Raw genomic sequence first — 16,773 nt, forward strand, 5'->3', positions numbered from 1 at the left:
CTGCATCATCAGCGTGCGCTACGCCGGACTTGGCCGTGGGTCGGCCGGTGCGGAAGCCGTCACGAGTGCCACTGTCGGGCTGAGTCGGCCGGATCAACTGAGCCGATAGGCCTTGCCCGGCGTCACTTCCGCCGGCAGCGGCTCGCGGTTCAGTTCGAGCAGCGTGCGCTCGATCTGGCGCGTCATCGCGTCGAGGGCGAGATGGTTCGGCCCGTTGCCGAACGGTTCGGCGATCGCATGCGCGATCGCGTCGAGCGCGATCAGCGTATAGGCGACGAACACGCTGACGAACGGCGTCGCCGCGCCGATCGAATCGACGAGCCCGAACGGCAGCAGCACGCAGTATGCGTAGATGGTCCGGTGCAGCAGCACGTCGTATGAAAACGGGATCGGCGTCGACGCAATCCGTTCGCAGCCGCTCACCATCGACACGAGATCGTCGAGGCGCGCGTCGAGCATCCACAGCCGCGTGTCGGACAGGTGGCCCGCATCGGCGCGCGCGGCGAACGCTTCGCGCAGTGCGTGCACGATGACGACCGGGCGGAACCGCGAAGCGGCGACACGCGCGTAGGTGGCGGCGTCGAGCAGCCCGCGCAGGTCCGCGGCCGGATCGGTGCCGCGCAGTTGATGCTTGAGCGCATAGACGTACGCGACGACCTTCCGCACGAACGCGCGCCGCGATGCGTCGTCACGGTCGATCGCACCGTAGCAGAGCGCCTGCGACACCAGCGTGCGCGAGGCGGTCAGCACGCCGCCCCACAGTTGCCGGCCCTCGCGGTAGCGTTCGTAGCTCGCGTTGTTGCGAAACCCCGCGAAGATCGCGAGCGTGAGGCCGATCAGCGTGAACGGCGTCGGGTTCAGCGGCACCTTCTCGCCGAGCACGCGGCCGCCACCCCATACCGCGACGAGGCTGATCGCGAGCGTCAGCACGAGCTGCGGCAGGATGGTCGGCAGCACCGAGCCATTCCAGACGAGCAGCATCCGCAGCCAGTGCTCGCGCGGACGAACGATCATCGCCGCGCTCCGTCAGGCGGCGATCGACGCCGGCGCGGCCGCGCGATGCAGCAGCACCGGAATCGACTTCGACGTCGGCGTGTTGCACACGTCGCCGACGCTGTCGAGCGGCACGAGCGGGTTCGTTTCCGGGTAGTACGCGCCGATGCAGCCGCGCGGGATGTCGTACTCGACGAGCAGGAAGCCGTCCGCGCGCCGCTCGATGCCGTCGTGCCACACGGTCTCCATGTCGACCCAGTCGCCGGCCTTCAGGCCGAGCATCGCGAGATCGTCGCGGTTGGCGAACACCACGCGGCGCTGGCCGAACACGCCGCGATAGCGGTCGTCGAGCCCGTAGACGGTCGTGTTGTACTGGTCGTGCGAGCGCGTCGTCATCAGCGTCATCAGGCGCTCGCCGTGCAGCGCGCGGGCGCGCTGGATCGGCGTGTCGGCCGGCAGCGCGTGCGCGATGAAGTTCGCCTTGCCGGTCGGCGTGAGCCATTCGCGGTCGCGCGACGCCACGCGCAGGTGGAAGCCGCCCGGCCGAGCGATGCGCGTGTTGTAGTCGTAGAAGCCGTCGAGCGTCGCCTCGATCGCGTCGCGGATCTTCGCGTAGTCGTCCTTGTACGCGAGCCAGTCGATCTTGCCGCTGCCGAACAGCGCATGGCCCATGTGCGCGACGATCGCGGGCTCCGACATCAGGTTCGCCGACGCCGGCTTGTTCATCCCGTACGACACGTGGACCATGCTCATCGAATCCTCGACCGTCACGCCTTGCGCGACGTTGTCCTGCAGGTCGATCTCGGTGCGGCCGAGCGTCGGCAGGATCAGTGCGTCGCGGCCGTGGATCAGGTGGCTGCGGTTCAGCTTCGTCGTGATGTGCACGGAGAGGTCGCAGCGGCGCATGCCTTCCCACGTGCGCGGCGTGTCCGGCGTCGCCATCGCGAAGTTGCCGCCGAGGCCGATCAGCACCTTCACGTGGCCTTCGAGCATCCCTTCGATCGTCTCGACGACGTCGTAGCCGTGATGGCGCGGCGGTTCGAAGTCGAACACGTGGCCGAGCCGGTCGAGGAACGCCTGCGACGGCTTTTCCTCGATGCCGACCGTGCGGTTGCCCTGCACGTTCGAGTGGCCGCGCACCGGGCACAGGCCGGCGCCGGGGCGGCCGATGTTGCCGCGCATCAGCATCAGGTTGGTCAGCATCTGCACGGTCGCGACCGAATGCTTGTGCTGCGTGATGCCCATGCCCCACGTCGCGATCACGTGCTCGCTGCGTGCATAGAGCTGCGCGAGGCTGTCGATCTGTTCGTACGGCACGCCGCTTTCGGCCGTCAGCGCCGACCAGCTTTCGTTGCGCAGGTCGTCGGCGAATGCGTCGAAGCCGGCCGTGTGCTCGCCGATGAATGCGGTGTCGAGCACACGCGGCGCACCGGCGGCGCGCGCGGCGTCGTCGAGTTCGAGCACGCGCTTCGCCATCCCCTTGATCAGCGCGAAATCGCCGCCGATCGTGGGCTGGATGAACGTCGATGCGATTTTGGTGCCCGACATCGTCAGCATTTCGATCGGGCTTTGCGGATCGGCGAAGCGTTCGAGGCCGCGCTCCTTCAGCGGGTTGATCGACACGATCGTCGCGCCGCGCTTCGCGCACTCGCGCAACTCGCCCATCATCCGCGGGTGGTTGGTGGCCGGGTTCTGGCCGAAGATCAGCAGCGTGTCCGCGTGTTCGAAATCGTCGAGCGTGACGGTGCCCTTGCCGACGCCGACCGACGCCGGCAGCCCGCGGCTCGTTGCCTCGTGGCACATGTTCGAGCAGTCGGGGAAGTTGTTCGTGCCGTACAGGCGCACGAGCAGCTGGTACAGGAACGCCGCTTCGTTGCTGGCGCGGCCGGACGTGTAGAACGCGGCCTGGTTCGGGTCGGGCAGCGCCCGCAGGTGGCGTGCGATCAACTCGAACGCGTCGTCCCACGCGATCGGCACGTAGCGGTCGGTCTGCGCGTCGTACACCATCGGGTCGGTGAGCCGGCCGTGCTGCTCGAGTTCGAAATCCGACTGTTCGAGCAGCTCGGTGACCGTGTGCGCGGCGAAGAATTCGGGCGTCACGCGCTTGCTCGTCGCTTCCGCGGCCACGGCCTTCACGCCGTTTTCGCAGAATTCGAACGTCGATGCGTGCTGGCGATCGGGCCACGCGCAGCCCGGGCAGTCGAAGCCGTCCGGCTGGTTCTGGCGCAGCAGCGTACGGTAGTTGCCGCCCGCGACCTTTTCCTTGATCAGGTTGATCGTGACGGCTTTCAGCGCGCCCCAGCCGGCGGCCGGGTGGGTGTACGGTTCGATGCGCGCGGTGGCGGATTTCTTTTTCATCATGCAGCGGGTGTCGGGGTCGATGGGTGCAGAGTACGCGCGGCCCCCGTCCGGCTGTGTGTACACCTGTTCACTCCAAAAAAGAGTACAGTTTCGGCCATTCAGGCAGTGCGGATCGCAACTGTATTGTTGAAGGGAAGTTGAAAGGGAGGCGCGTGAAGCGTTACGAACAACTGGCCGACGATCTCCAGGCGCGGATCGAGCGTGGCGTGTACCGGCCCGGCGAACGGATTCCGTCGGTGCGGCAGGCGAGCCGGCAGCAGCAGCTCAGCGTCACGACCGTGTTGCGTGCGTACCTCGTGCTGGAAAGCCGCGGCCTGATCGAAAGCCGGCCGCAATCGGGCTATTTCGTCCGCGCGCGCGCGTCGGCGCCGGCCGAGGCCGAGCTGCACATGTCGGCGCCGGCCGCCGAGCCGTCGGCCGTGGACGTGAGCCGGCTCGTGCTGTCGACGCTGCGCTCGATCTCGCGCGACGACGCGGTGCCGCTCGGCTCGCCGTATCCCGATGCGTCGCAGTTTCCGGTGCAGCGTCTCGCGCGCTATGCGCAGACGATCGGCCGCCGCCGCACGCGCTGGGGCGTGATCGACGATCTGCCGCCCGGCAACCAGGAGCTGATCCGCCAGATCGCGCGGCGCTATGCGGAGCGCGGGATCGTGGTCGAACCCGGCGAGATCGTGGTGACGATCGGCGCGACCGAGGCGATCAACCTGTGCCTGCAGGCCGTCGCGAAGCCGGGCGACACGATCGCCGTCGAGTCGCCGACCTTCTACGCGATGCTGCACGCGATCGAGCGGATGGGCATGCGCGCGCTGGAAGTCGCGACGCACCCGGTCGACGGCATCGATCTCGACGCGCTCGAACGGGTCCTCGAACGCGAGCGCATCGCCGCGTGCATGGTGATGCCGAACTTCCAGAATCCGCTCGGCTTCCAGATGCCCGACACGCGCAAGCGCGCGCTCGTCGAGTTGCTCGCGAAGCACGGCGTGCCGGCGATCGAGAGCGACGTCTATCACGAGCTGCACTTCGGCGACACGACGCCGAGCGCGCTGAAGTCGTTCGACCGCGACGGGCTCGTGCTGCATTGCGCGTCGTTCACGAAGAGCCTGTCGCCGCGCTACCGGATCGGCTGGGCGATGCCGGGCCGCTACCGCGACCAGGTCGAGAAGCTGAAATTCCTGAACACGCTGGCCACGCCCGCGATCGAGCAGCTCGCGATTGCCGAGTACCTGAAATACGACGGCTACGATTTTCATCTGCGGCGCATGCGTAAGCAGTACGCGCAGCAGGCGAGCCTGATGAGCGCGATGGTGCGGCGTTTCTTCCCCGAAGGCACGCGGCTGTCGCAGCCGCAGGGCGGGTACGTGCTGTGGGTCGAGCTGCCGCGGCAGGTCGATGCGATGAAGCTGTATGCGGTTGCGCTCGCTCAAGGGATCACGGTCGGCCCCGGACACATGTTCTCGGCGAGCACCGATTACCGGCATTTCATCCGGCTCAACTACAGCTATCCGTGGTCGCGGCAGATCGAGGATGCGTTGAAGGTGCTCGGGCGGCTCGCGTCGGAGTGCGCGGCGCGCTGAGTGCAGGGGGCCGCGCGGCAAGCGGCGGCCGACGATCGGCCGCCACCGCATGCATTAACCCGCGTGCGGCGCCTGCAGCCCGGCTTGCGCGGCGCCGACCATCTGCCGCATGTCGAAGCCCGACGGGTGCTGGTACACGCGCAGCCCGAACTCCGGCAGCACCGCGATCAGGTGATCGAACAGGTCGGACTGGATGGCCTCGTAGTCGACCCACGTCGTCGTGTCGGTGAAGCAGTACAGTTCGAGCGGAATGCCTTCGGCCGTGAGCGGCAGTTGCCGCGCCATGCAGGTCATGTCGCGGCGGATGCGCGGATGGCCCTTCAGGTAGTTCGCGACATACGCGCGGAACGTGCCGAGGTTCGTCAGCTGGCGGCGGTTCGCCGGGCAGTCGCCGGCCGCGCCGAGCGTGCCGTTCCATTGCTCGATCGCGTCGACCTTGTCCTCGAGATAGTCCTTCAGCAGCGTCAGGCGTTCGAGCCGTTCGATCTCGTCGCTGGAGAGAAAGCGCACGCTCGTCGCGTCGACGAACAGCGCGCGCTTGATGCGGCGCCCGCCCGCTTCGGTCATTCCGCGCCAGTTCTGGTAGCTCTCGGTGATCAGTTTCCAGGTGGGCACGGTGATGATCGTGTGATCGAAGTTCGCGACCTTGACGGTGTTCAGCGTGATGTCGATCACGGTGCCGTCCGCGCCGGCCGACGGCATCGTGATCCAGTCGCCGATCCGCAGCATGTCGTTCGACGACAGCTGTACACCCGCGACGAGGCCGAGCAGCGTGTCCTTGAAGATCAGCATCAGCACCGCGGACATCGCGCCGATGCCCGACAGCAGCAGGCCGATCTGCTTGCCGGTCGCGTCGCCGATCACGACGAGCGCGGCCGTGATGAACATCACGAGCTTGACGAGCTGCATCGCGCCTTTCAGCGACAGGTGCGGCTGGCCGCGATGATCGCGCTGGTACGTGCGATGCGTGTGTTCGAGCGCCGACAGCGTCGCGCTGACGGTCATCGTCACGAGGAACACGATCAGCGCGAACAGCACCTTGTCGGCGGCCTGCGCGGCCGTCGCGGGGATACCGGGCACCGCGCCGAGCCCGAGCTTGATCACGACGAACGGGACGATGCGGTTCAGCCATTTGAATGCGCCGAACTCGAACAGCGCGTCGTCGACGCGCGTGGCGGAAAGCCGGGCGAGTCGCGCGACCACGCGGAACAACAGGAAATGGACGACGGCGGTGATCGCGCCGGCGGCGGCGAGCAGGATGAGAGTGCCGACGAGCGGCGCAAACCAGGATTCGTTCAGGGTCATAGGGGCAAACAGGGGCCTTCTCGTGCGTTGAATCGGCGCCGCGGCGCGGCGCGCGCCCGGTGAAGGGCACATGAAAGGGACCGTGATTGTGCCATCGGGTTCCGGGTGAGTTACTGCGAGTGCGTGGTGCGCGTCTCCCGAACCTCCTCACCATTGCGTAGGTTTCCTCTGTAATCGGGTGAGGGCGAGTGGTGAAAACGCATCACCGTGAGCCGCCGCACGCGCATGTTGCCGGATGCGTTGCGCACTGGCCGGGGATCGGCTGGGGCCCGCTATGGCGGGCCTTCGCGCTTCGATGCGCGCGAACGGCGATCCATGCAATCATGCGGGCGTCGCCCGTGCCGGCGCGTGTGGCGCTCGCTTTCGCGTGCGGCTCATCGCCGACGGTGAGCGACACGTGCCACCTTCGCGCACTTGCCATGCGACGCCTGCCCGGGGCACGATGCGCGAACGACTTTGCGAACCCCGTCACCCCGTATTCACGCATTCCACGCATGCAAGATTCCAACGAAAGCCGCCCGTCAGGCGTGCGGCTGCTGAAAGGCATCCTCCCGATCCGCCGTGGCGGGGCCATCCGCGACGTGTTCGCGGGCATTTCGCTCGCGTCGATGGACATCCCGCAGGTGCTCGGCTATGCGCGCATCGCCGGCATGCCGGCCGTCACGGGCCTCTACACGGTGTTCCTGCCGCTCGTCGCGTTTGCGTGCTTCGGCGCGTCGCGGCATCTGGTGGTGGCCGCCGATTCCGCGACCGCGACGATCTTCGCGAGCCGGCTGTCGTCGATGGCGCCGGCCGGCAGTACCGAGTACGTGGCGCTGGCCGGCATGGTCGCGCTGCTGACCGCCGCGATGCTGCTGCTCGCGCGCATCTTCAAGCTGGGTTTTCTCGCCGATTTCCTGTCGCGCACGGTACTGGTCGGCTTTCTCGCCGGCGTCGGCGTGCAGGTGTCGATCGCGATGCTCGGCGACATGCTCGGGCTGGCCGTGCCGTACCCGGCGTCGCGCAGCCTGGCGCAGCTCGGCTACGTCGTCACGCATCTCGTCCATACGAACCGGCCGACGTTCGCGCTCGCGGCGCTCGTCGTTGTTGCGATTCTCGCGTGCAAGCGGTTCCTGCCGCGGGTGCCGATGCCGATGATCGCGGTCGCCGGCAGCATCGCGGCCAGCTCCGCGTTCGGATTCGCAGCGCGCGGCATCACGGTGCTCGGGCCGGTCGCCGGCGGGCTGCCGCCGCTGCGCTGGCCGTCCGTCACGTGGCAGCAGTGCCTCGATCTCGTGCCGGTCGCAGCGTCCTGCTTCGTGATGATCATTGCGCAGAGCGCGGCCGCCGCACGCGTGTTCGCGCAGCAGTATGACGAGGCGGTCGACACCAACGCCGACATTCTCGGCCTCGCGGCCGCGAACGCGGCGGCGGCGGTGGGCGGCGCGTTCGTCGTCAACGGCAGCCCGACGCAGACGGCGATGGCCGATGGCGCGGGCGTGCGCAGCCAGATCGGGCACCTCGCGTTCGCGGCCGTGGTGGCGGTGGTCCTGCTGTTCTTCAGCACCTATCTGCAGTACCTGCCGCATGCGGTGCTGGCCGGCATTGTGTTTACGATCGCGCTCGGGTTGATCAACGTGCGCAGTCTCGCCGCGATCCGCAAGGAAAGCCCCGGCGAGTTCACGCTCGCGCTGGTGACGGCGCTGGCCGTCGTGACGGTCGGCGTCGAGCACGGCATCCTGCTGGCCGTCGCGCTGTCGCTGATGCGGCACGTGCGCCACAGCTACCAGCCGCACACGATGGTGCTCGAACCGGTCGAAGGCAACGGGCGGTGGCAGCCGGTGCCCGCGCGGCGCGGCGCGATGACGGCGCCGGGGCTGATCGTCTACCGGTTCGGCTCCGACCTGTTCTTCGCGAACGATCACCTGTTCACCGCCGAAGTGACCGAGCTCGTCGATGCGGCGCCGGTGCCGACGCGCTGGTTCGTCGTCGATGCGGGCGCGATCACCGACATCGACTATTCGGCCGCGCGGACGCTGATCGACCTCGTCAGAATGCTGCAGGCACGCGGGATCGGCGTGCTGTTCGGGCGCGTCAATCGCTACCTGCGCGCGGACATGGATCGTCACCAGATCACGGAGGTCATCGGCGCGTCGTGCATCTTCCCGACACTGCACCAGGCACTGGAAGCCGCCGGCACGACGCCGGCGCAGCAGGAACCGGGCATCGTGTAGCGGGAGCCGGCGCTAGGCCGCCGCCCGCACGCGGGCGAAGCCATTGCGCAGGTGGCGAGCGAGTTCCGCCGCGGCCGGCGTGCGCTGGCCGCGCGGCAGATGCAGGTTGATCGCGAAGTTCGGCAGCGCGGGCAGGCCGCTGTCGGCCGGCAGGATGTCGAGGTCGGCCGGTACGGTCGACGCGAGCCAGGCGGTCACCGCGAGGTCGGAGCGCACGGTCGCGGCCGTCGCATCGATGCTGCCGTTCTCGAACACCGTGCGCCACGCGCGATCGCAGCCGCGCAGCGCGTCGAGCACCGTCGGGCGGAACGCACAGGTCTGCGCGACCATCGACACGGGCAGCGGCGTATTCCGGTACGCGGTGCCACCTTTCGCGCCGACCCAGACCAGGCGGTCGACGGCGATGCACTCGCCGCGTGACGGCCCGACCGGCGCCTCGATCAGCGCGACGTCGAGTTCGCCCTGCGTGAGCCCCCGGCGCAGCGCCGGCGACGCCGCGCACACGAGCGAGAGCGCGACCTGCGGATGCGCCTGCGCATAGCCTTTGAGGATCGGCGCGAGGCAGCTGCCGACGAGATCCTGCGGCGCACCGAGGCGAACTGTGCCCTCGACCGCGCCGGCCGTCATGTCGGTCAGCAGCGCATCGTGCACGGCGAGCAGCCGGCGCGCCTGCCCGAGCAGCCGCTCGCCGTCCGCCGTGAGCAGCAGGTTGCGATGCTCGCGGACGAACAGCGGGCCGGACAGCGTTTCGAGCCGGGCGACCTGCTGGCTGATCGCGCCTTGCGTCAGGTGCAGTGCGCGGCTGGCTGCCGTCATGCTGCGATGCTCGGCGACCGTGACGAAGGCGCGCAGCAGCGCGATGTCGAGATTGCGTACCATGCGACGCATTATGAACGCTAATGGCAGGCATAAAAAGCTTTCGCTGTCGTAATGGGAAGATCGCGGGTAAAACGAGGCTTCGACGACGACAACCGGGAGCTTCCGTGCCGTTCCGCGACTACCTGCCGCTGATGCTGTTCGTGATCGTGTCCACCGTGACGCCGGGCGGCGCGACGACGCTCGCCACCGCCTCGGGCGCGCATTTCGGTTATCGGCGTTCGCTGCCGCTGATGGCGGGCATCGCGGCCGGCCTGGCGTCGATGGCCGCCGCTGCCGCCGCCGGGCTCGGCGGCGTGCTGCTTGCGTTGCCCGCGTTGCAGCTCGCGATGAAGGCGGTCGGGTCGGTGTATCTCGTGTGGCTGGCCGTCCGTATCGGGCGTGGCGGCAAGCCGCGGCTCGATGCCGCCGTGCATCGGCCGCAGGGGTTCGTCAGCGGTGTCTGGATGCTCTGGCACAACCCGAAAGGCTGGGCGATGACGCTCGGCGCGGCCGCGTCGTTCGCCGCGCTCGCATCCGGCCCGGCCCGGCTCGGCATCTTGCTCGGGCTGGCGTTCGGCGTGGCCGCGATGGCGTCGCTGTCGCTCTGGTGTTTTGCCGGGCTGCTGTTCGCGCGCGTGCTGCGTACGGAGCGGCAGTGGCGCTGGCTGAATGCCGGGCTCGGCGCGCTGCTGGTGGCGTCGATCGTGCCGATGTGGCTGCCATAGCGACGCCGCGCGCGGGGCACGGCGCAGCGTGACGAGCGCTCGCGGTCAGCGCGAACCGGCGCGCGCGGCGCCGGCAGGTTTCCCGCCCGCACCGGCCGACCACAACGGCAGCCGCAGCGTGGTGACGAAGCTCGCCGCGTGCAGCACGCAGAGCAGGGCGAACGCCCACGCATACGCGTTCGCCTGCGTGCCGCCGCTCGCCACCGATTCGGCCTGCAGCCGCCATGCGAGGAACAGCGTGCACACCGTCGTGAACGTCGGGCCACCGAGACGCTGCACGATATTGAGCGAGGTCGTCGCCATCGGCAGGTTGCGGCGCTCAACCGACGCATACGCGGCGGAAATCGACGGTGCGCCGATCGCGCTCTGGCCCATGCCGCGCAGAAACAGCGCCGGCACGAGCAAGTACGGATCGTAGCCGGTCAGCGCGAGAAACACGAACGGCAGCGTCGCGAACAGTGCGAGCAGGGCGCCTGCGGCGGCCAGCCGGCGCACGCCGAACCGGCTCGTCAGCGCACCCATCGACGGGTAGGTGACGAGCATGCCGAGCCCCATCGGCGCGAGCAGCCAGCCCATTTCGCCGGGTGTGCGACCGCAGGCCTGGATCAGGAACACCGGAATCAGCATCTGGCCCGCGAACAGCGCGCCGTTCGACAGGAACTGCGTCGACGCGGCCGCGCCGAATACCTTCCGGCGAAACAGCGCCAGGTCGATCAGCGCGCGGTCGCCCTTGCGCGTTTCGACCCGCAGGAACGTCGCGAGCAACAGCGCGGCCGCGACGATCGCCGCGATGCCCAGCGCTTCGTTGATCCGCTCGATCCCGTACAGGAACAGCACGAGCCCCGGCGACAGCAGCGCGAGGCCGATCCAGTCGAGTTCGCGCGGTTGCGTGTCGTCGCGGTCGCCGGGCAGGAACCGCACGGCCAGCACGAGTGCCAGCACGCCGACGGGCAGGTTCACGAGAAACAGCCAGCGCCACGTTGTGTGCTGCAGGATCGCGCCGGCAACGACCGGGCCGAGAATTGGCGCGAGCAATACGGGCACGGCCACGTAGCCGATCACGCGCGCCATCTGCTGGCCGGCGACACGCGCGATCATCATCTGCGCCATCGGCGCGAGCAGCCCGCCGCTCACGCCTTGCAGCACGCGGAAGGCGATCAGCGAGGGCGCGGACCACGCGAGCCCGCACAGCGCCGACGTGAGCGTGAACGCCGAGAAGCACCACAGATACAGCGCCTTCGCGCCGATCCGGTCGACGAGCCAGCCGTTCAGCGGCAGCACCAGCGTGAGCGCGAGCAGGTAGCCGCTCGTCACCCACTGGATCGTCGAGAGGTTTGCGTGCAGGTCGGTCGCGAGGCTCGACAGCGACACGTTGACGATCGTCGCGTCGAGCTGCGACAGCAGCGAGCCCAGCACCGCGACCGCGCTGACCTTCCAGATCGACGGATCGAGCCGGCCGGCCGCATGGTCCCGCGCCGGCCGCGTGCGCGGGTCGCTCACGCGCCGCGCCGGTCGAGCAGCGCGACGATGTCCTGCGTCGTGCCCGTCTCGCCGAGGCGCGGGAACAGACGCTCGACGCTGTTCACATGCGCATCCGCATTGAGGTCGGTCATGGCATCGACGGCGAGCGTGACGTTGTAGCCGAGTTCGTGCGCCTGCCGTGCGGTCGATTCGACGCCGATGCTCGTCGCGACGCCGGTCAGTACGATCTGCGTGACGCCGGCGGCCTTCAGGTGCGCGTCGAGATCGGTGCCGGTGAAGGCGCCCCAGGTCTTTTTCGTCACGAGGTGGTCGCCCGGCTGCCGGTTCAGTTCGGGGACGAGGTCGGCCCAGTCGGCCGGGAGTTGTGCCGTGCGCGGCGGTTGCTCGGTGCGACCCGGTGCGCCGCCCGCGACGTTGACGAGCACGACCGGCAGGCCGCGGCTGCGGAATGCGTCGAGCAGCGTGCGGGTGTGTGCGATCACCGGTTCGACCGGATGCGCGGTGGGGAGGGCGATGATGCCTTTCTGCAGGTCGATGACGACGAGTGCCGTGTTCGTGTCGAGACGGGTTGCGCTCATGATGGGACTCCGTGAAAGGGACGAAGGAAGCCGTGCGCGCGAATGCCGTGGGGCGCGCCGGCCGGATTCATTGCTCGCCGATGCGGCGGATCAGCGGGATCGCGGCGGCGAGCGTGGCGATGTCTTCGGGATCGAGCTGCGCGATCGCGGCGCCGAGCCATTGGTGTTTCGCGGCGTTGCGCTTGAGCCGTGCGTCGAGGCCGGCCGCGGTCAGCCGGAACAGGATCTGGCGGCCGTCGGTCGGATGCGGTTCGCGTTCGACCAGGCCGTCTTCCTCGAGGCTGGCAAGCGTCGCCTTCATCGACTGCGGCTTCATCGCTTCAGCACGCGCGAGATCGGCGGTCGTCATCGGCCCGTGCCGTTCGAGTCGCGCGAGCGCGCTCGTCTGGGACATGCCGAGCCCGCCGGATTCGATCTCGGAGCGGAGCCGGCGGATCAGCTGGCCGACCGCGAGGGTCAGATCGGCGGCGACGATATCGGCGGAAACGCCGGATTTGCGTGGCGGGTTCATGCGGCGGATCATAAAACACGACAGTTAAACTTGCAAGTTTAACTGTCAAATTGATCGCCGGATCGCCGGATCGCGGTGCGGCAGGTGGGGGATTATGCGCCGGGGAGCGGGACCGGTACGACTTCGCCATATCGCGGGGTCGCGTTCTCGTGCAGCAGGTCGCCGAGGTATTGCGCCAATTCGTCGGCGGCAAGCGTGGACGGAATGTGCAGGTCTGCCGGGCGCCGCTTGCCTTCGGCGCCGAGAGCAAACACGATCCAGCGGTCGTTCTTGCGTACGACGGCGAGTAGCCGGCCAAATGCGTTGAAGCGGTATTCGTCCTGCATGGCATCGCTCCGTGAGGGTGAACGCGCCGGCTGCCCGTGCGTGCTTACTGGATCGAACAGGACAGCCAGCGGTGGATCTTGATGGCATCGCTCGAGACGCCCGCGCGCGTCGGCGCACCGAGCAGCACGACCGTTTCGCGGCGGCCCTTCACACGCATGCGCATCACGACGCCGTGCCCCGACTCGTTGATGAAGCCGGTCTTCTGCAGCCGGATCGGCAGGCGGCGGTAGCGGACGAGCGGATCGGAATTCACGTACAGCAGCTCGCCGTCGCCCGGGCGCACGGTGGTCGACGTATCCGTCGAGAAATAGCGGATCAGCGGATCCTGTGCCGCTGCGCCGACGAGCTTCGCGAGATCCTCCGCCGTCGACACGTTGTGCGGCGACAGGCCGGTCGGCTCGCGGAAGTGCGTATGGCGCATGCCGAGCCGGCGCGCTTCGCGATTCATCGCGTTGACGAACGCGGCGCGGCCGCCCGGATAGTCGCGGCTCAGCGCGGCGGCCGCGCGGTTTTCCGACGACATCAGCGCGATATGGAACATCTCGCGGCGCGACAGTTCCGAGCCGACCTGCAGGCGCGATCCGGTGAACTTGATCGTGTCGCGGTCGTGCGCGGTGACGCGCAGCACGCCGTTCAGCGGGCGGTCCGCGTCGCGCGCGACGACGGCCGTCATCAGCTTCGAGATCGACGCGATCGGCCGCACGGTGCGTGCGTTGCGGGCCAGCAGCGGCGTGCCCGAGTCGACGTCGAGCACGTAGGCCGCACGTGAATGCAGGGAATTGACCGCGCGCGGGCTGTAGCCGCAGCTCGCCATCAGGCGCGGCCTGGCGGCCGGGCGCGGGCGTACGGCGGTCGTGCGCTTGGCGCGACGCTGCTGCGGGGCCGGCGCCGCGTGACGCTTGACCGCCTGATGCTTCACGCGCGGGCGGCGATGCTTGACGGCTTTCCTGTTGCGCTGGGCCGGTTTCTTCTTCACGGTTTTCTTGACGGCTTTCGCCGGCGCGTGAGCATGCGCGGCGCGCGGCGGCGGGTTGCGTGGCGTGGACGACGCGTTCGTCGCGAAGGCGAACATCAGCATCGACAGCGCGACGAGCAGGATGGTCCGGGCGAGAGGCAGGCGCGCGATGAGGCCGGTCAAGCGAAAGTCTCCTTTTCACGCGCGGTGAGGCTGCGTGGAATGCGTGGTGGTCGGCGGGATGCGGAAAATTATACGGTCGATCGCGGGGCGATGACGATTGAAGGCGGGAAAAGATGCGCGATTCGGTGAAGTTGGGAGACGCTGATCGGTGATTCGAGGAGGGTGCAGCGGCCTGCGCGCTTGCGGTCGCTCGATAAATGACGCGATACGCGGCGCGATCTTAGATCGATAGCGCCGATACTTAACGCGGCCAGTTGCGCCGCGACACCACCGCGAAGCTGATCGCGATCGAGCCGGTCACGGGGCGCGGCGGCGCGTCGTTCGGCGCGCTCATCGCGTCCACCGCATCACCGAAACGAAAACGGCGGCCGCGGCCGTCGGCGCGTTCGGTATGGTCGACGCGTTCGGCACGACGTTTCGGCGCGCGCGGATCGGCCGTTGCGGCGCGCTCGTCGAGGGCGGCCAGTGCGCACGAAGCGTCGTCGGGCGGACATTCACAGACGAGATCAACGGACATGACGGTCGATTCCTGAAAGGGCATGTCCGTATTGAACGTCATCGCATTCGATCGGTAAAATGAATGTTTCGATCGTTACGATTCCTTTTAAGAATGGAATTGAAACTGCTGCGAACCTTCCTGACGGTCACCGAGCTGTGTCATTTCAGCCGCGCGGCCGATGCGCTGCACATGAGCCAGCCGGCACTGAGCAAGCAGATCGGCGCGCTCGAGGCGAGCCTCGGCGGCAAGCTGTTCGAGCGCGGCCGGCACGGCGCGGAGCTTACCTCGTTCGGCGAGCGCTTCCTGCCCGACGCGCAGGCGCTGGTGCGCGATGCGGACGAGATTCTCGCCCGCGCGCGCGAGCTGTCGAGCGGGCAGCGCGGTCATTTGCGGCTGGGCATCTGCCTGTCGGTGCTGACGCTCGTCCCGAAGCTCGTCGCCGAGTTTCGCAGCCGGAATCCCGGCATTGCCGTCACGCTGAGCGACCTGTCGTCCGCGGAGCAGACGCGCCGGTTGCGCGCGGGCAAGCTCGATGCTGGGTTCCTGCGCCTGCCGTCGGACGAAGGGCTGTCGTCGTTCAAGGTAATCGACGAGGCGCTGGCGCTGGCGGTGCCGCCGCATCTCGGCCTGAAGCGCGTGCCGGCCGATCTCGGCACGCTCAACGAGATCGGCTTCATCGCGTTGCAGCGCGCACGCGGCCAAGGGTTGGCCGCGCAGGTCGACCGGTGGTGCGTCGAGCGCCGCTTCGTGCCGCACGTGACGCAGCAGGCCGAGGACGTGCAGTCGGTGCTCGCGTCGGTCGCGGCCGGCGCGGGCGTTGCGTTCATTCCGTCGCGTGCGCAATATCTGCTGCGTGACGCGACGGTATTGCCGCTCGACGGCAAGGACGCGAAGTGGCGCGTCGGGCTCGCCTGGCTGTCGGATCGCGACGATCCCGTCACCACACGCTTCGTGTCGTTCATGCGTGCCGCGATCAGGAATGCATGACGGACGAAGCGGTATAGTGTCCTCAGCCGGCGGCGGTCGACCGATCGCAAGCCCCAGTCTCGCTCACCGACCGCAACCCATGACTTCAGAATCCGATGACGCCCCGCTCGATCCCGCACTCGTCGCGACGCTCGCGACGCTGAACGATGCCGCGAGCGATCCGGCCGGCAAGACCTGGTCGCTGCCGAAGATCGCGAAACGCGCGCAACTGCCGATGAGCACGCTGCGCCGCGTGCTGACGCAGCTCGATGCAGCGGGCCTGAGCGCGACGACGTTGAACGAGGACGGCACCGGCAGCGCCGCGCTGACCGACGAAGGGCGCGCGGTGTGCGCGCAACTGTTCGGCGCGAACGACGCGCAATGAAAAACGGGCCGCTGGAAGCGGCCCGTCGTCTTGCGGTTCGACACGCGGCGTCGATGCGTTACCACCGCACCGTCACGCCGCCCATCACCGAATGATCGTAGGTCTGGTCGTTCAGCCCGCGCCGGTAGCCGATGTCGAGATCGAGCCACGGCTTCGGCGAATAGATCGCGCCCGCGATCACGAAGGCGGGATTCGCGCCTGCGCCGCTTTCCGTGTGGCGCGACGTGCCGATGTCGGCCACGATCTGCAGCTTGTCGGTCGCCTTGTAGATTGCCGCGCCGGACACGGCCCAGATCGACGTCAGGTCGCCCTGGCGATTCGGCTGGTATGTCATGCCCGCATTCGCGAGGAACGAGAACCGTGCGACGTCGAGCTGCGCGAGCAGCGTTGCGCCGGCGCCCACGCGGCCGGTGCCGAGCCCGCGCCGGTCGTTGCCGGTCGGTGTCGTCAGTTTCGGCTTCAGCGCGATCGACAGCGGGCCGCGCTCGACGAACCGCCATTTCATGCCGATCTCGACATCGCCGACGCCGGCGCCGTTCTCGTCGGTGCGCGTCTGCAGATGCGTGTACGGCGCGTTCACGTAGAGATCGACGTGTTCGCCGAACCCGCGCGTGAGCGTCGCGTTCCACAGCTGGTGGCGGCCGTTTTCTTCCTGTTTCGAGGTTTCCTCGGCGTTGAATTCGAACTGCCAGTTCGCGTTGCCCTGCGTGCCCGTGTCGTCGCTGACGAGCGGATGGGTGGCGAGGGCATCGAACGGCGCGAGGAGGGCGCTCGCGGCTGCGAGCGGAAGCATTCTTTTCATGGGATCACCTGTCGTGCGTGGCGAGCCTGCCGGCCCGGGCAGGTGGCACGGGCCGG

Annotated in this window: 16 protein-coding genes; 5 read left to right on the forward strand and 11 right to left on the reverse strand. The window is 68.4% G+C overall.

Annotated elements, in window-relative coordinates:
• Positions 1-93: 93 nt before the first annotated feature.
• Complete coding sequence (locus CFB82_RS23965) at positions 94-1,014, reverse strand: bestrophin family protein (RefSeq protein ID WP_089485552.1); 921 nt, start codon at positions 1,012-1,014, stop codon at positions 94-96.
• 12 nt (positions 1,015-1,026) lie between these two features.
• Positions 1,027-3,351, reverse strand: coding sequence for an FdhF/YdeP family oxidoreductase (locus tag CFB82_RS23970; RefSeq protein ID WP_089485553.1), 2,325 nt, complete (start codon positions 3,349-3,351; stop codon positions 1,027-1,029).
• Between the two features lie 155 nt (positions 3,352-3,506).
• On the opposite strand from CFB82_RS23970, the gene CFB82_RS23980 reads away from it, so the two are divergent.
• Entirely contained in the window at positions 3,507-4,928 is a 1,422-nt protein-coding gene (locus tag CFB82_RS23980) for an aminotransferase-like domain-containing protein (RefSeq protein ID WP_089485554.1), read from the forward strand.
• Between the two features lie 54 nt (positions 4,929-4,982).
• Here the strand turns inward: CFB82_RS23980 and CFB82_RS23985 are convergent, their stop codons facing one another.
• Positions 4,983-6,233 carry a mechanosensitive ion channel family protein gene (locus tag CFB82_RS23985; RefSeq protein ID WP_069251813.1) on the reverse strand — a complete coding sequence of 417 codons (1,251 nt, stop codon included), beginning with the start codon at positions 6,231-6,233 and terminating at the stop codon, positions 4,983-4,985.
• Positions 6,234-6,727: 494 nt separating this feature from the next.
• Between CFB82_RS23985 and CFB82_RS23990 the strand changes: the two genes are divergently transcribed.
• Positions 6,728-8,446 carry a SulP family inorganic anion transporter gene (locus tag CFB82_RS23990; RefSeq protein WP_089485555.1) on the forward strand — a complete coding sequence of 573 codons (1,719 nt, stop codon included), beginning with the start codon at positions 6,728-6,730 and terminating at the stop codon, positions 8,444-8,446.
• A 12-nt stretch (positions 8,447-8,458) separates the two neighbouring features.
• Here CFB82_RS23990 and CFB82_RS23995 read toward each other — a convergent pair whose 3' ends face one another.
• Positions 8,459-9,334 carry a LysR substrate-binding domain-containing protein gene (locus CFB82_RS23995; RefSeq protein ID WP_089485556.1) on the reverse strand — a complete coding sequence of 292 codons (876 nt, stop codon included), beginning with the start codon at positions 9,332-9,334 and terminating at the stop codon, positions 8,459-8,461.
• A gap of 95 nt (positions 9,335-9,429) precedes the next feature.
• On the opposite strand from CFB82_RS23995, the gene CFB82_RS24000 reads away from it, so the two are divergent.
• Positions 9,430-10,029: a LysE family translocator gene (locus tag CFB82_RS24000; RefSeq protein WP_083266112.1), complete on the forward strand. Its 600-nt coding sequence runs from the start codon at positions 9,430-9,432 to the stop codon at positions 10,027-10,029.
• A gap of 45 nt (positions 10,030-10,074) precedes the next feature.
• Here CFB82_RS24000 and CFB82_RS24005 read toward each other — a convergent pair whose 3' ends face one another.
• From CFB82_RS24005 to CFB82_RS24030, 6 genes are all read right to left on the reverse strand, one after another.
• Complete coding sequence (locus tag CFB82_RS24005; protein WP_089485557.1) at positions 10,075-11,529, reverse strand: DHA2 family efflux MFS transporter permease subunit; 1,455 nt, start codon at positions 11,527-11,529, stop codon at positions 10,075-10,077.
• A complete protein-coding gene (locus tag CFB82_RS24010) occupies positions 11,526-12,089 on the reverse strand; it encodes an isochorismatase family protein (protein WP_089485558.1) in 564 nt (187 codons plus the stop codon). Before CFB82_RS24010 ends, CFB82_RS24005 begins: the two co-directional genes overlap by 4 nt.
• Positions 12,090-12,156: 67 nt before the next feature.
• Positions 12,157-12,612 (reverse strand): MarR family winged helix-turn-helix transcriptional regulator, encoded by a 456-nt coding sequence (locus CFB82_RS24015; protein WP_089485559.1) that lies wholly within the window; start codon positions 12,610-12,612, stop codon positions 12,157-12,159.
• 80 nt (positions 12,613-12,692) lie between these two features.
• A complete protein-coding gene (locus CFB82_RS24020) occupies positions 12,693-12,926 on the reverse strand; it encodes a DUF7661 family protein (RefSeq protein ID WP_089485560.1) in 234 nt (77 codons plus the stop codon).
• A gap of 44 nt (positions 12,927-12,970) precedes the next feature.
• A complete protein-coding gene (locus tag CFB82_RS24025) occupies positions 12,971-14,065 on the reverse strand; it encodes a serine hydrolase (RefSeq protein ID WP_089447874.1) in 1,095 nt (364 codons plus the stop codon).
• 241 nt (positions 14,066-14,306) lie between these two features.
• Entirely contained in the window at positions 14,307-14,624 is a 318-nt protein-coding gene (locus tag CFB82_RS24030; RefSeq protein ID WP_089485561.1) for a hypothetical protein, read from the reverse strand.
• Between the two features lie 51 nt (positions 14,625-14,675).
• On the opposite strand from CFB82_RS24030, the gene CFB82_RS24035 reads away from it, so the two are divergent.
• A complete protein-coding gene (locus tag CFB82_RS24035) occupies positions 14,676-15,551 on the forward strand; it encodes a LysR family transcriptional regulator (RefSeq protein ID WP_089447872.1) in 876 nt (291 codons plus the stop codon).
• Between the two features lie 79 nt (positions 15,552-15,630).
• Positions 15,631-15,915 carry a transcriptional regulator gene (locus CFB82_RS24040; RefSeq protein ID WP_069251804.1) on the forward strand — a complete coding sequence of 95 codons (285 nt, stop codon included), beginning with the start codon at positions 15,631-15,633 and terminating at the stop codon, positions 15,913-15,915.
• 58 nt (positions 15,916-15,973) lie between these two features.
• Here CFB82_RS24040 and CFB82_RS24045 read toward each other — a convergent pair whose 3' ends face one another.
• On the reverse strand, positions 15,974-16,717 hold the full coding sequence (locus CFB82_RS24045; protein ID WP_089485562.1) for a transporter: 744 nt from the start codon (positions 16,715-16,717) through the stop codon (positions 15,974-15,976).
• Positions 16,718-16,773: the final 56 nt, after the last annotated feature.

It is taken from the genome of Burkholderia sp. HI2714, from assembly GCF_002223085.1.
Lineage (GTDB): Bacteria > Pseudomonadota > Gammaproteobacteria > Burkholderiales > Burkholderiaceae > Burkholderia > Burkholderia lata_D.